Consider the following 12353-nt stretch of genomic DNA (forward strand, 5'->3'; position numbering starts at 1 on the left):
CGCCCACCTGTTCCATGTATCGGTTTCCCATGACAGAAAAAAAGCAGAAAAGAATTCTCCTGTTGAGCGTCTCGGCCGGCGCCGGTCATCTGCGCGCGGCGCAAGCCATCGAGGCGTATGCCACGCAGGATGACGGCGAGGGGAGTGCCGCCATCGCCAGCCACCTCGATGTGATGGATTTCGTCACGCCCGCGTTCCGCAAGCTGTACACGGATTTTTACATCAAGCTGGTCAACAAGGCGCCCGCGCTGTGGGGTTATCTGTATCACGCCAGCCACGATGCGCCGCGCGACAGCTCGATGCAGCGTTTGCGCCGTGGCATCGAGCGCCTCAACACGCGTGCCCTGATGGCGCAGATCGCCGCCTTCCAGCCCGACGCCATCATCTGCACGCATTTCTTGCCGGCCGAACTGTTGTCGCGCGCGCTGCGCCAGGAACAGCTGGCCTGCCCCGTGTGGGTACAGGTCACCGACTTCGATTTACACCGCATGTGGGTGCACGAACGGATGCACGGCTATTTTGCTGCCACCGACGAGGTGGCGTTCCGCATGCGCCACGAAGGCATCCCCTCCGACCGCATCCACGTGACGGGCATCCCCATCATGCCCGCGTTTGCGCAGGTGCCCGAGCGCGTGCAGTGCGCGCAGGCGTTCGGTCTCGACCCGCGGCGCACGACGATCCTGCTGATGGGCGGCGGCGCGGGCCTGGGCAGCCTCGATACCGTCGCCGCGCGCCTGCTGGCGCTGGACGGCGACTTCCAGTTGATCGTGCTGGCGGGGAAAAACGCCGCCGCGCTGGCGGCGCTGCAGGATCTGGCCGGCCAGTATCCGGGCCGCCTGCTGGCGCAAGGCTTTACCGGCGAAGTGGAGCGGTTGATGGCGTGCGCCGACCTGGTAATCACCAAGCCGGGCGGCCTGACCACTTCCGAATGCCTGGCGCTGGGCTTGCCCATGATCGTCAACGCGCCGATTCCCGGCCAGGAAGAGCGCAACGCCGATTATCTGCTGGAGCAGGGCGTGGCCCTGAAGGCATTCGATGCCGTCACCCTGGAATACCGCGTGCGCCTGTTGCTCGACCATCCGCAGCAGTTGCAAGCCATGCGCGCGAAAGCCCTGGCCCTGGGCCGCCCGCGCGCCGCCGGCGACGTGCTGGCGCTGGTGCTGGACGACGGCCGCGCTGGCGCCGTTCTGCGATAACAAGGAAGCCATGATGTTGCATGCAGTACTTTTGACCCTCGCCCTGGGGCTGGCCGCCGCGCCGGCCGGAGCACAATCATCGCCGCCACGCCATCCGGACTGGGCGACGCCGTTGCCGCAGGTGTCGAACCTGCACCAGGTCACGCCGGGCCTGTACCGCAGCGCCAGGCTCGATAGTGCCGACGTGGCCCAGCTGCAGGCGCTGGGTGTGAAGACCGTGATCAGCCTGCGCTCCTTCCACTCCGATACGCAAGTGCTCGATGGCAGCGGCATCCGCGCCATCCGCATTCCCATCAATACCTGGGCCATCGGCGACCGGCAGGTGATAGCGACCATGCGTGCCATCCGCGCCGCCGGGCAGGATGGGCCCGTGCTGCTGCACTGCCTGCACGGCGCCGACCGCACGGGCATGATGGCCGCCATGTACCGCATGCTGTACCAGGGCTGGCCGCGCGAGAAGGCGATCGATGAGCTGAAAAATGGCGGTTACGGCTACCACGCCGTGTGGAAAAACATCGAACGCTATCTGTCGCGCGTGAATCTCGACGAACTGCGCGCGCGCATCGACTCTCCGCAGCCTTGACCCCCGCCGGCGCGCTACTTCAGGCATGATTGCGATTCCAATCACGTTTTTCCGGAATCCGCATGGAACACCACAGCTTTCTCATCAACATACTGTTTTACCTGGTGGCGGCCATCATCATGGTGCCGCTGGCCAAGCGCCTGGGCATGGGCGCCGTGCTGGGCTACCTGGTGGCCGGCGTCGTCATCGGTCCCTGGGGCCTGGGCCTGATCAAGAATGTCGAGGTGATCCTCAGCTTTTCCGAATTCGGCGTGGTGCTGCTGCTGTTCCTGATCGGCCTGGAGCTCGAACCCAAACGATTGTGGCTGCTGCGCCGTCCCATTTTCGGCTGGGGCGGGGCACAGGTGGGCGTCGTCAGCGCGGGGCTGTGCGCCGTGGCCATGGCCTTTGGCGTGGACTGGCGCACGGCGCTGGTGGGCGCGCTGGGGCTGTCGCTGTCGTCGACGGCCATCGTGCTGGCCACCCTGGGGGAACGAAAATTGATGAGCACGCCGGCCGGTTCCGCCGGCTTTTCCATTTTGCTGTTCCAGGATATCGCCGCCATTCCCATGATCGCGCTGGTGCCGCTGCTGGGCGGCCTGGTCACGCACAGCGGCGAACCGGGTTGGCTGCGCGTGGCCAAGCTGGCCGCCGTGCTGGCGGCGCTGGTGATCGGCGGGCGCTTTCTCGTCAATCCCATCCTGCGCTTCATCGCCAAAACGGACTTGCGCGAAATCTTCACGGCGTTTGCCCTGCTGCTGGTGATCGCCATTTGCGTGCTGATGGAATCGGTGGGTCTGTCGATGGCGCTGGGCACCTTCATGGCGGGCGTGCTGCTGGCCGATTCTGAATACCGCCATGAGCTCATTTCCGACCTGGAGCCGTTCAAGGGGCTGTTGCTGGGCCTGTTTTTCATCGCCGTGGGCATGTCCGTCGATTTCGGCGTGCTGCGTGCCCAGCCCTTGCTGATCCTGGCCCTGGTGGCCGGTCTGCTGGCGGTCAAGATCGCCTTGCTGTACGGGTTGTCGAAGTTTGTCGACATTCCCCGCGGCCAGCAGCTGTTCTTTGCGCTGCTGCTGTCGCAGGGCGGCGAATTCGCCTTCGTCGTGTTTGCCGCCGCCGATGCCGCGCATGTGTTTGCGCCGCAGACGGCCGCGCTGCTGGTCGTGGTGGTGACCTTGTCGATGGTGGCCACGCCCTTGCTGCTGCTGGCGCACGACAAGTTCGTCGCGCCGCGCCTGCGAGGCGACAAGAAGCGCCGTCCCGACGACCATATCGAGGTGCAGGACAATCCCATCGTCATCGCCGGCTTTGGCCGTTTCGGCCAGATCATCGGCCGCCTGCTGGCGGCCAATAAAATCGGCGTGACGGTGCTCGACCACGATCCGGACCAGATCGAGCTGCTGCGCAAGTTCGGCTTTAAAGTGTTTTATGGCGACGCCACGCGCGTGGATTTATTGGTGGCGGCCGGTATCGAGAAGGCGAAGGCGCTGGTGATCGCCATCGACAATGTGGACGACAGCTTGGCGCTGGTCGACGCCGTGCGCCTGCGCCTGCCCGAACTGACGATCCTGGCGCGCGCGCGCAACGTCACGCATTACTATGAATTGATGAAGCGCGGCGTGAGCATCATCGAGCGCGAGACCTTTGCCGCAGCGTTGCTGCTGGGCGAGCAGACCTTGCGCCAGGTGGGATTCAGCGCGGAACGGGCGCAGCGCGCGGCCGGCATCTTCCGTGCACATAACCTCAAGACCCTGCTGGAAGTGGCGCCGCACTTCCAGGACCAGCAAAAAGTCATGTCCCTCACGCGCCAGGCGCGCGAGGAGCTGGAAGACATGTTCGAGAGCGATGCGGCGGCGTTTGCGGCCGCGGAAGCGGAAAACGGTAGGTCGGATTAGCGGCGAAGCCGCGTAATCCGACACATTGTTGGCGTTGTTGGCGTTGTTGGCGTTATTGGTGGTGTCGGCTTATTTCCCCCGCTTCGCTTCAATCGCCTCGATCTGGTCCATGATGCCGTTCATGCGCGCCACCAGCGCCTGGTACGGTTTCGGCGAGGCCAGGTCGACGCCGGCCGCCTTCACCAGCTCATACGGGTAGGCCGAGCCGCCCGCGCTGAGCATTTTCAGGTAGGCGGCCAGCGCGCCCGGCTCCTTGTCGAGGATGCGCTGCGCAAAATCCTGCGCCGCCGCGATGGAGGTGGCGTACTGGAACACGTAGAAGCCGTGATAGAAATGCGGCACATACGCCCATTCCAGCGCGTAGGCGGGATCGATCTTCATGACGCCCTGCGCTTCGCCGTGGTAACGCTTGAGGATGCCGGCATAGATGGCCGTCATCTGCTCGCCCGTCAGCGATTCTCCTTTATCCACCTTGCCGTGGATGGCCGCCTCGAATTCGGCAAACATGGCCTGGCGGAAGAACGTGCCGCGCAGGTTTTCCAGTGCCGCTCCCAGGTACAGCAGGCGCTCGTCGTCATCCTTGGCCTGTTTCAGGCGCGCGTCGAGCAGCAGCGCCTCGTTCGTCGTCGAGGCGATTTCCGCGACAAAGATGCTGTACGGCGCATAGATGGAAGGTTGCGCCTTGTTGGCCAGCACCGAGTGCATGGCGTGGCCCCATTCGTGCGTCAGGGTGCTGACGGCTTCGTAATTGTCCGTGTAGTTGAGCAGCACAAACGGGTGCACGTCGTACGCGTCGCCATTCATGTAGGCGCCCGCCACCTTGCGCGGGCGCGGATACACATCCATCCAGCGTGCCTCCACGGCCGACGTGAGGGCTTTCACGTAGTCGGGACCCAGCGGCGCGACGGAAGCGAGCATCATCTGCTTGCCCTCGGCCAGCGGGAACGTGCGGTCGCTTTTCAGCAGCGGCGCATAGATGTCGTAGTACGCCAGGTCCTTGATGCCCAGCATGCGTGCGCGCAGCTTGAAGTAGCGGTGCAAGGTGGGCAGGTTGGCGTTGGTTTGCGCGATCAGGGTCTGGTAGACGGCCGGCGGCAAATGGTCGGCGTCCAGCGCGGCGCTCTGCGAATCGGCGTAATGGCGCACCTTCGCATACGCGGTATCTGTTTTCAACTGGCCGTACAGGGTTTCGCCGAACGTGCGTTCATACTCTTTCCACTTGCCGAAGAAGGCGTCGAACACCAGCTTGCGGTCGGCGCGCTGGTCGTCGCCCCGGTATTTGGTGTACGCCGCCTGGTCCAGCCGCACTTGCGTGCCGTCCGACAGTGTCACGGTTGGCCACGGGATTTCCGCATTGGCCAGGGTGCGGTAGACGCTGGCGGCCGAACCCGTCGCCAGGCCGAATTGCGCCACCAGCTGTTCGCCGGCCGCGTCGAGCGTGTGCGGCGCGCTGCGCAGCATGTTGCTCAATTGAAAACGGTACAGCTGCAAGCCCTGGTCTTTGGCCAGCATGGCATCGATGCGTTTGCTGCCCAGGGCGAGGATTTCCGGCTGCAAAAAGGTCGTCGCCTGGGTGAAGTCGTTGCCCAGCAGGGCGGCGCGCTGGTTCAGCTGGTTACCCTTGCTGTCGCCCGTATCCTGGTCGTAGTACTGCGCCGCATAGGTATAGAGCGTGTTGACGCGCTTGCGCGCCTCGGCGACCAGGTCCAGGCAGCTTTTCAGGCGGGCCGGCGAGGCTTTCAGTTGCCCCTTGCAGGCACCCAGTTGCTGCAGCTGGGCCGCCAGCTTTTTCGCGTCGGCGTCGAAGGCGGCATCGTTTTGATATAGCGCCGTCAGGTCCCAGCGGTCGGCCTGGCGGTCGGTGGGCGCGGGGGCCGGCGCAGGAGCGGCAGAGGCGGCGGCGAGGCCGAGGGCCAGCAGGGAGAATAGCAGGGGGCGCTTGAGCGCGGATGGCGTCATGGTTCATTCCAGTGAGGTTGTCGGAAGAATGCGTGCTGACCGCCGGGCAGGAATGCGCGCGTGACACATCGCGTACCGGCAGAGCTGACTACGGTACAGCAAATGGAGGCAGGGGGAAAGAGGAGGGATGCCGCCACCTGGGCGGTGGCGGCGAAACAACACGGGCTTACAACAGCGGCTTACAGCGCTTGCAGCGGGATCGTGCCGAACGTGGTCGGCGTCGAGCACGGCTCTTCGTCGAAGGCGATGTCGCCCATGGGGTTGGCCAGGCCATCGGCCTTCAAGTCCTTGAAGCCGAACAATTTCGGGTCCATCAGGTGCGACGGCGCCACGTTCGACAGCGCCGAGAAGATGCTTTCCACGCGGCCGGGGAATTTCTTGTCCCATTCGCGCATCAGGCCCTTGATCTGCTTGCGCTGCAGGTTTTCCTGCGAACCGCACAGGTCGCATGGGATGATGGGGAAGCCCTTGACTTCCGCATAGCGCTGCGTGTCTTCTTCCTTCACGTACGCCATCGGGCGGATGACGATGTGCTTGCCGTCGTCCGATTGCAGCTTGGCCGGCATGCCCTTCAGTTTTCCACCGAAGAACATATTCAGGAAGAACGTTTCCAGGATGTCATCGCGATGGTGGCCCAGGGCGATCTTGTTGGCGCCCAGCTCGTCGGCCACGCGGTACAGGATGCCGCGGCGCAGGCGCGAGCACAGCGAGCAGGTGGTCTTGCCTTCCGGGATCAGGCGCTTGACGATGCTGTAGGTATCCTGGTTTTCGATGTGGAAGGCCACGCCCAGTTCCGTCAGGTAGGCGGGCAGGATTTCCGGTGGAAAATTCGGCTGCTTCTGGTCCAGGTTGACGGCGACAATATCAAAATGAATCGGCGCGCGTTCGCGCAAGGTCATCAGGATGTCCAGCAGCGCGTAGCTATCCTTGCCGCCGGACAGGCACACCATCACCTTGTCGCCGTCTTCGATCATATTGAAGTCGCCGATGGCTTGCCCCACCAGGCGGCACAAGCGCTTGTGCAGCTTGTTGTTTTCCAGGGCGATCTTTTCCGCCTTCTTGCGCGCCAGTTTCTGCGCTTCCACATTGGCCGGGAATTCCACGGCCGTGGTCGTCGGTTCCATCACTGCGCTATTGCTCATGTTGTTCATGCTTCATCCTTGATCTTGAATACTTCCACGCCCACGCCTTCGCAGTCGGGATACACGTCCGGTTTCATGCTCGACACGCGCGCGGCGCGCACGCGCGGGTGCGCCAGCATGGCGGCGAGCACGTCGTCGACCAGGCTTTCCTGCAACTGCACGTGGCCTTGCGCCATGCGCTTGGCGATGGTTTCGCGCATGAAGTCGTAGTCGACCACTTCTTCCAGCTGGTCATCCTTGGGCGTCGACAGGGCCAGGGGAATGTACAGGTCGACGTTGATGAGGACGCGCTGCTCGCCCTTTTTCTCGAAGTCGTAGACGCCGATGTTGATGAGGATTTCGTAATTGCGCAGGAACAGGCGGCGGCAATCGGCCAGGCGAGGGTGGTACAGGGCGGACGACATAGTTTTACCTTTTAGGGGATGCTGGAATGCTGGTTGTTTGCTAAGTAACCCCCAATAAATTATTGTGATTTCTGACTTCCATAACCGGCGCTCTGCGGCGTTGCCCGCTACTAGCAGTGCTCGCACTGCGTCGCAGCGGGCGCCTTGCATAGCATCCGGTTCTGTTCGTCATAAATTCACAATAATTTCCTGAGGATTACTTAGGACTGCTGATTATTTGGTCAAAAACATGACGTCGCGCGGCAAGCCGATCAAATGCTGGCCGCCATCGACCAGCAGGGTCGTGCCCGTCAGCGCGCGCGCGCCGGCCACGTAACAGACGCAGTCGGCCACATCCTCGGGCGTGCTGGAGCGTCCCAGCGGCGTGTTTTCATGCGCCTTGGCAAAGTTCGCTTCCGTCTGCTCGCCGGAGACCATGGTGATGCCGGGGGCAATGCCCACCACGCGCACTTTCGGCGCCAGCGCCTGGGCCAGCATGGTGGTCGCCGACAGCAGCGCCGCCTTGGACAGGGTGTACGACAAAAAATCAGGATTGAGATTGTACAGTTTTTGATCGAGCAAGTTGATGACCACGGCTTGCTCGCCTGCCGGGGTGGCCTGGTACAGCGCCTGCGCCAGCAGGATGGGGGCGGCCAGGTTGGCGTGCATGTGGGCGTCGAGCGCAGTGACGGAAAAATCGCCCGCATTGTCGTATTCAAACAACGATGCGTTGTTGACCACGCAAGTAACCGGCCCCAGCGCCGCCTGTGCCTGCGGCAACAACTGGCGCACGGCGTCTTCCTGCGCCAGGTCGCAGGGGAACGCTTGCGCGCGGCGGCCCAGCGCCGTGATTTCCGCCACCAGGCTGAGCGCTTCCTCGCGCGAGTGGCGGTAATGGACGGCGATATCCCAGCCGTCGCGCGCCAGGCCCAGCGCGATGGCGCGGCCGATGCGGCGCGCCGCGCCCGTGACGAGGGCGACGCGGGGAGTGCTGTCGAATGGCGTTGTCGTTGCTTCTGTCATGTCTTTGCTATGGTTGAGATATTCGGTGGATGCCACACTGGCGGCATGCGCCGCCGATTCGCTACAATGCGGGTATGTCTCTTCCCGTACCCGATAGCGACGCGCTGGCCGCGTCCCATGCCTTGCAGCACCAGATTGCCGCCGAAATCGCGCGCAATGACGGCGCCATTCCCTTTGCCCGCTTCATGGAGCTGGCGCTGTACGCGCCTGACCTCGGCTATTACAGCGGCGGCGCCGCCAAGCTGGGCAAAGATGGCGATTTTACAACCGCGCCGGAGATTTCGCCCCTGTTCGGTGCCACCCTGGCCCATGTGGCAGCCGCTATTATGGCGCAAACGGCCCCGCGCATCCTCGAATTCGGCGCCGGCACGGGCAAGCTGGCCTGCGACATCCTGACGGAAGCGGCCAGCGCCGGCATCCATATAGACCAGTATGCGATCGTCGAGTTATCCGGCGAATTGCGCGCGCGCCAGGAGCTGGCGCTGGCCGCCTTCCCGCAAGTGGTGTGGTTCGACGGTTTTCCCGACAGTTTCGAGGGCGCCGTGTTCGGCAATGAAGTGCTGGACGCCATGCCCGTCAACCTGATCAGCAAGACACCCGCCGGCTGGTGCGAACTCGATGTCAGCATTGCCGATGGCCAGTTCGTGTTTGTCGAACGCCCGGCCGGTGCCGACGTGGCCGCGCAGATCGCCGCCCAGGTGCCCGAGGCCGATGCCTTGCCGGTCGGCTATGTCAGCGAAATCCACGGCGTCGCCTGCGGCTTCATGCGTTCGCTGGCGCGCATGCTGACCAATGGCAAGGGCGGCGCGGCCGTGCTGTTCGACTATGGTTTCCCGGCGCACGAGTACTACCTGGACTTGCGCGCCACGGGCACCCTGATGTGCCATTACCGCCACCACGCCCATGCGGAACCGTTTTATCTGCCCGGCTTGCAAGACATCACGGCCCACGTCGACTTTACGGCCATGGCGGTGGCGGCGCAGGATGCGGGCCTCGATGTGCTCGCGTACATGAACCAGGCGTCCTTCCTGCTGGGCTCTGGCATCGGCGACTTGCTGCTGCGCACCGATCCTGAGCAGGTCAAAACGTACTTGCCGCAGGCCAGCGCCGTGCAAAAGCTGGTCTCGCCGGCCGAGATGGGGGAATTGTTCAAGGTGCTGGCGGTGGGGCACCGCGTCGCGTTGCCGGAAGCCTTGTTGTCCGCTGACCGCAGTCATCGCCTGTAATCGCGGCAATATCAAGACAGGGCAGTGTCGCCCTGTAATTTCCTGTCCGCCGGTGGTTATTATCTTGTCATATCGTTTATGATGACCGACACAGCACGGTTCCATCCTGCAAGAACCCGTCGCCGCGCACCGATTTCAAGATAGAACGATGGGAAAGATACATACACACTATGACAACCTGAAGGTGGCGCGCCTGGCGCCGCAGGAAGTCATACGTGCCGCGTATAAAGCCCTCAGCCAGAAATACCACCCGGACAAGAACCCCGGCGACGAAAAGGCCGCCCGCATCATGGCGATCCTCAACAGCGCCTATGGCACCTTGTCCGATCCACAACGCCGCAGGGAACACGACGAGTGGATCGCTGCCGAGGAGTGGGAAATCGAATGGCTGGAAAGCACCCATCACGAAGAAGGCAAGGGCCGCGATGGCCGCGCGAAAGGCCATGCCCAGTCGCATGAGCATGCCTGGGCACAAGATGTGCCGCCATCCAAGGGCAAGCCGCGACGCGGCCTGCAGCCCGTCTGGCGCAACTGGCGCTGGTGGCTGAGCCTGCTTGTCTGCCTGTTGCTGGGCTGGTTGGGCGCCTTGCTGATGCTCGATACCTCCCCGCCCGTGCCGGTCGCGCTGGCATCGGCCTGGAGCGGCCTGGCCCGCGATGGCGCCCAGCCGCATGCGCCAGCGGCCAGCGCCGCGCCGCCGTCATCGAAAGGCGAGGCGGTGGCGGTCGACAGCTGGGCGGTGGGCAAACCGTATGCACCTGAACCGCAGGAAGCGAAGACGCCCGAGATCCGCGTGCTGGCCGTTTCCCAGCTGAGCTTGAAAGCCATCTCGCCCGTCTGCGATGGCACAGGCAAGGCCGAGTCGGCAGCGCTGGTGGCGCCGAATGGTGAGCCTTGGCCGACGCATTCCGGCTATGTCGATGGATTCCTGATCGGTAACAAGGGCGAGGAGCTGGCCATCAGCATCGACAACAGCCACAATGCCGCGCCCATGTTCGTCAAACTGTATGACACGGAGCGGCGCTCGAACGTGCGCTATTTGTACATCCTCGCGAACGACAAACTGCTGGTGGAACAGCTCAGCGCTGGCAAGTATGAAGTGCGCTACCAGGCAGTCGGGCCGGGCCAGGACAATTGTGGTGGCACCACGCGTGGCGGCGCATCGGCGCCGGCGCCGGCCGTTGGCGAGGATGGCGTGAAGAATCCTGTTGTAAGCAGCATCTAATCTGATTATGCTTGATATGCGTCAACGCAGCGTCCACATCGACCTTATCCATTAGGAGTATTCATGACCGACCTCAAAGCCGATGCAGATGATAACTGGCTGCTCGACGAAGAAGAGCCGGTGGCCAGTCCTGCCGGGCTGGCCGCGCCTGACCAGCGCCTGTGGCGTGTACTGATCGTCGATGATGATGTCGATGTGCATGCGGTCACGCGGCTGGCGCTGCGCAATGTCAGTTTCAAGGGGCGCGAACTGGAACTGTTCTCCGCCTACAGCGGCCGCGAAGCGTATGACATCCTGCGCGACACGCCCGATATCGCGCTGGTGCTGCTCGACGTGGTGATGGAAACGGATGACGCCGGCCTGATCCTCGCCAAGCGCATCCGCGCCGACCTGAACAACTCCATCGTGCGCGTCGTGCTGCGCACGGGCCAGCCGGGCCAGGCGCCCGAGCAGCGCGTCATCATCGAATACGACATCAACGATTACAAGGCCAAGACGGAGCTGACGACGCAGAAGCTGTTTACCACCGTCATCTCGGCTTTGCGTGCCTACGAGAGCCTGATGATGCTCGAGCGCAGCCGCATTGGCCTGGGCAAGATCCTCGCCGGCGCCACCAATCTGTACCAGATCCATTCGCTGCGCGAATTCGCTTCCGGCGTGCTCAACCAGGTCAGCGCCATTCTCGACGTGGGTGCCGACGGCGTGCTGTGCCTGATGCAGGGCGGCGCCGGGCGGCCCGAGGTGGTCGCCGCCACGGGCAGCTATGCCATGCTGGCCGAGTCGGAAGCCATGCCGGCCGAGCATGCGCTCACCGCCACCATCGCCAAGGCGTTTGCGGAAAAGCGCAGCCAGTTCGAGCATCCGGCCAATGTGCTGTTCATCCACACGGAAGGCAACCGCGAGCTGGCCATCTCCGTCACGCCGCCGTGGCCGCTGGCGCAGATCCAGCGCGACTTGCTGGAAGTATTTTGCCAGCGCATCGCCGCCGCCTTCGACAACCTGTACATGTTCGGCCAGCTGCGCAAGGCGCAGGAAGCGACCGTGGTGGCGCTGGCCGACCTGGCCGAGTTCCGCGACAGCGACACGGGCGGCCATGTGCGGCGGGTACAGCAATTGTCCGACGCCATCGCCCGCCGCATGCAGCAGCGCGGCGTGTATGCCGACGAGCTCACGCCGCAGCTGCTCGACATGATCGGCCTGGCCAGCATCTTGCACGACGTGGGCAAAGTGGCCACGCCGGACGCCGTGCTGCTCAAACCGGGCAAGCATACGGACGAGGAACGGACGCAGATGCAGCTGCATGCCAGCGTCGGGCGCACCATTCTCGAGCGGGCCGCCAACATGGTCGACGGCGTCAGCTACCTCACGTATGGCGCGCAGATCGCCGGCGGCCACCATGAGCATTTTGATGGCGCCGGCTATCCGAACGGCCTCGTGGGGCGCGATATTCCCGTGGCCGCGCGCATCGTTGCCGTGGTCGACGTCTTCGATGCCTTGCTGCACGAGCGGCCCTACAAGGAGCCGTGGCCGTATCCGCAGGTGCGCGAATACATCGAACAGCGTAGCGGCAGCCAGTTCGATCCGGAAGTGGTGACGGCGCTGCTGGACCTGATCGATCACGAGCCGCAACTGTGGCATCCGGAGCGCGCCACCACCTGAGTTGGCGTTTTTCGGCAGCACACCATTCCCTTGCGCGCGGCGCCGTCATATACTCGGCTGCCTCATGCTGGCCGGCGCCA

General features: G+C 63.7%; 10 protein-coding genes. 6 read left to right on the forward strand and 4 right to left on the reverse strand.

Annotated elements, in window-relative coordinates; all coding sequences use genetic code 11:
• Positions 1 to 29: 29 nt before the first annotated feature.
• The 3 genes from ACP7EG_RS09435 (at position 30) to kefC (ending at position 3656) form a co-directional block, all read left to right on the forward strand.
• Positions 30 to 1196 carry an MGDG synthase family glycosyltransferase gene (locus ACP7EG_RS09435; RefSeq protein ID WP_426087421.1) on the forward strand — a complete coding sequence of 389 codons (1167 nt, stop codon included), beginning with the start codon at positions 30 to 32 and terminating at the stop codon, positions 1194 to 1196.
• Positions 1197 to 1206: 10 nt separating this feature from the next.
• Positions 1207 to 1779: a dual specificity protein phosphatase family protein gene (locus ACP7EG_RS09440; RefSeq protein ID WP_426087422.1), complete on the forward strand. Its 573-nt coding sequence runs from the start codon at positions 1207 to 1209 to the stop codon at positions 1777 to 1779.
• Positions 1780 to 1841: 62 nt separating this feature from the next.
• Complete coding sequence (kefC, locus tag ACP7EG_RS09445) at positions 1842 to 3656, forward strand: glutathione-regulated potassium-efflux system protein KefC (RefSeq protein WP_426087423.1); 1815 nt, start codon at positions 1842 to 1844, stop codon at positions 3654 to 3656.
• A 69-nt stretch (positions 3657 to 3725) separates the two neighbouring features.
• Here the strand turns inward: kefC and pepF are convergent, their stop codons facing one another.
• The 4 genes from pepF to ACP7EG_RS09465 all read right to left on the reverse strand — a co-directional run bounded on the left by pepF (position 3726) and on the right by ACP7EG_RS09465 (position 8163).
• Entirely contained in the window at positions 3726 to 5615 is a 1890-nt protein-coding gene (pepF, locus tag ACP7EG_RS09450) for an oligoendopeptidase F (RefSeq protein WP_426087424.1), read from the reverse strand.
• Between the two features lie 179 nt (positions 5616 to 5794).
• Positions 5795 to 6757, reverse strand: coding sequence for a tRNA 2-thiocytidine(32) synthetase TtcA (gene ttcA, locus ACP7EG_RS09455; protein ID WP_426087634.1), 963 nt, complete (start codon positions 6755 to 6757; stop codon positions 5795 to 5797).
• Between the two features lie 5 nt (positions 6758 to 6762).
• Positions 6763 to 7161, reverse strand: a complete 399-nt coding sequence (locus ACP7EG_RS09460; protein ID WP_099760963.1) for a dihydroneopterin aldolase — start codon at positions 7159 to 7161, stop codon at positions 6763 to 6765.
• A gap of 213 nt (positions 7162 to 7374) precedes the next feature.
• Positions 7375 to 8163, reverse strand: coding sequence for an SDR family oxidoreductase (locus tag ACP7EG_RS09465; RefSeq protein ID WP_426087425.1), 789 nt, complete (start codon positions 8161 to 8163; stop codon positions 7375 to 7377).
• A 74-nt stretch (positions 8164 to 8237) separates the two neighbouring features.
• Between ACP7EG_RS09465 and ACP7EG_RS09470 the strand changes: the two genes are divergently transcribed.
• The 3 genes from ACP7EG_RS09470 to ACP7EG_RS09480 all read left to right on the forward strand — a co-directional run bounded on the left by ACP7EG_RS09470 (position 8238) and on the right by ACP7EG_RS09480 (position 12273).
• Positions 8238 to 9389, forward strand: a complete 1152-nt coding sequence (locus ACP7EG_RS09470) for a class I SAM-dependent methyltransferase (RefSeq protein ID WP_426087426.1) — start codon at positions 8238 to 8240, stop codon at positions 9387 to 9389.
• A 148-nt stretch (positions 9390 to 9537) separates the two neighbouring features.
• Positions 9538 to 10614 carry a J domain-containing protein gene (locus tag ACP7EG_RS09475; protein WP_426087427.1) on the forward strand — a complete coding sequence of 359 codons (1077 nt, stop codon included), beginning with the start codon at positions 9538 to 9540 and terminating at the stop codon, positions 10612 to 10614.
• Positions 10615 to 10677: 63 nt separating this feature from the next.
• The gene (locus ACP7EG_RS09480; protein ID WP_426087428.1) at positions 10678 to 12273 is read left to right on the forward strand and encodes a DUF3369 domain-containing protein; all 1596 of its coding nucleotides are present in this window, start codon (positions 10678 to 10680) and stop codon (positions 12271 to 12273) included.
• Positions 12274 to 12353: the final 80 nt, after the last annotated feature.

Origin of the sequence: Janthinobacterium sp. PSPC1-1 (assembly GCF_049897625.1) — a bacterium.
GTDB lineage: Bacteria > Pseudomonadota > Gammaproteobacteria > Burkholderiales > Burkholderiaceae_D > Janthinobacterium > Janthinobacterium tructae.

Excerpts from the sequence above, each read along its gene's own strand:
- ACP7EG_RS09435 (WP_426087421.1), top strand. The coding sequence starts at position 30 with ATGACAGAAAAAAAGCAGAAAAGAATTCTCCTGTTGAGCGTCTCGGCC.
- ACP7EG_RS09440 (WP_426087422.1), top strand. The coding sequence starts at position 1,207 with ATGATGTTGCATGCAGTACTTTTGACCCTCGCCCTGGGGCTGGCCGCC.
- kefC (WP_426087423.1), top strand. The coding sequence starts at position 1,842 with ATGGAACACCACAGCTTTCTCATCAACATACTGTTTTACCTGGTGGCG.
- pepF (WP_426087424.1), bottom strand. The coding sequence starts at position 5,615 with ATGACGCCATCCGCGCTCAAGCGCCCCCTGCTATTCTCCCTGCTGGCC.
- ttcA (WP_426087634.1), bottom strand. The coding sequence starts at position 6,757 with ATGAGCAATAGCGCAGTGATGGAACCGACGACCACGGCCGTGGAATTC.
- ACP7EG_RS09460 (WP_099760963.1), bottom strand. The coding sequence starts at position 7,161 with ATGTCGTCCGCCCTGTACCACCCTCGCCTGGCCGATTGCCGCCGCCTG.
- ACP7EG_RS09465 (WP_426087425.1), bottom strand. The coding sequence starts at position 8,163 with ATGACAGAAGCAACGACAACGCCATTCGACAGCACTCCCCGCGTCGCC.
- ACP7EG_RS09470 (WP_426087426.1), top strand. The coding sequence starts at position 8,238 with ATGTCTCTTCCCGTACCCGATAGCGACGCGCTGGCCGCGTCCCATGCC.
- ACP7EG_RS09475 (WP_426087427.1), top strand. The coding sequence starts at position 9,538 with ATGGGAAAGATACATACACACTATGACAACCTGAAGGTGGCGCGCCTG.
- ACP7EG_RS09480 (WP_426087428.1), top strand. The coding sequence starts at position 10,678 with ATGACCGACCTCAAAGCCGATGCAGATGATAACTGGCTGCTCGACGAA.